This is a genomic window from Bradyrhizobium valentinum (assembly GCF_001440405.1).
Taxonomy (GTDB): Bacteria; Pseudomonadota; Alphaproteobacteria; order Rhizobiales; family Xanthobacteraceae; genus Bradyrhizobium; species Bradyrhizobium valentinum.
Genome location: NZ_LLXX01000025.1, coordinates 72,875 through 73,928, shown reverse-complemented (window position 1 = coordinate 73,928; position 1,054 = coordinate 72,875). Strand labels below are relative to the sequence as shown.

The 1,054-nt window shown below is 62.8% G+C and carries 1 protein-coding gene and 1 pseudogene; both read right to left on the bottom strand.

Annotated features, from left to right (window positions below; translation table 11 throughout):
• Nucleotides 1–92: pseudogene (locus tag CP49_RS46905) on the bottom strand (molybdenum cofactor guanylyltransferase MobA); the annotation flags it as partial.
• The gene (locus CP49_RS03435; RefSeq protein ID WP_057848900.1) at nt 85–972 is read right to left on the bottom strand and encodes a formate dehydrogenase accessory sulfurtransferase FdhD; all 888 of its coding nucleotides are present in this window, start codon (nt 970–972) and stop codon (nt 85–87) included. The gene CP49_RS03435 and the pseudogene CP49_RS46905, both read right to left, overlap by 8 nt.
• Nucleotides 973–1,054 lie beyond the last annotated feature (82 nt).

Below are 1,054 nucleotides of genomic sequence, written 5' to 3'. Positions count from 1 at the left end.
GGGCGCCCGCCGATCATGCGCATCGGCTTGTCGCCGCCGCCCATCCGGCGTGCGAGGCCGCCGGCGAGCAGTACGCCGGGAATGTCAGTCATCGCTTTCGCCCTTGCGCTTGTGCCGCGCGGATTCTTCCTCGACATAGTCGAGGTTCTGGTCGAACACGATCCGCTCTTGTCCTGATAGCGCGATGAAGCGCTTGCCGCGCGTGCGACCGACCAGCGTCAGTCCGACCTGCCGCGCCAGTTCGACGCCCCACGCGGTGAAGCCCGAGCGCGAGACGAGAATGGGAATTCCCATCCGCACCGTCTTGATCACCATTTCCGAGGTGAGGCGGCCCGTGGTGTAGAGAATCTTGTCGCCGGGATCGACGCCATGGCGATAGATCCAGCCCGCGATCTTGTCGACGGCGTTATGGCGGCCGACGTCCTCGGTGTAGCACACGGGTGTGCCTTCCTTGCACAGCACGCAGCCATGGATCGCTCCGGCTTCCAGATAGAGCGAGGGCATGGTGTTGATCGCGCGCGTCATCTGGTAGAGCCAGGAAGTGCGCAATTCCGCCTTCGGCAGCGCGACGCTTTCTACGGCTTCCAACAGGTCTCCGAATGCGGTGCCCTGCGCGCAGCCGGAGGTCTGCGTGCGTTTCTTCAGTTTGGCCTCAAAGTTGGTGTGGTGCTCGGTGCGCACCACCACCACCTGAAGGTCGTCGTGATATTCGACCTCGGTGACGACGTCGTCGTATTTCAGCATGTTCTGGTTGAGGAGATAGCCGAGCGCCAGATATTCCGGGTAATCGCCGATCGTCATCATGGTGACGATCTCCTGGGCGTTCAGATACAGCGTCAGCGGCCGCTCCACCGGCACCCGGATTTCGACCGCCGCACCCGTCTGGTCGGTCCCGGCGACGCGCTCGGTCAGCCGCGGATCCTCAGGGTTAGGCACGATCAGGGGGGCGGGGGCTTTGTCGATTTTCATCATATCCGCAGGTTAGCATGACTTTGTCCCGGGGCTGATATAAGCACCGGAGTGAACAAGTCACGGTCTACCCGTCATGGCCGGG

What these genes read in the sequence shown, in the direction of transcription:
- CP49_RS03435 (WP_057848900.1), bottom strand. Translation starts at nt 972, where the DNA reads ATGATGAAAATCGACAAAGCCCCCGCCCCCCTGATCGTGCCTAACCCT.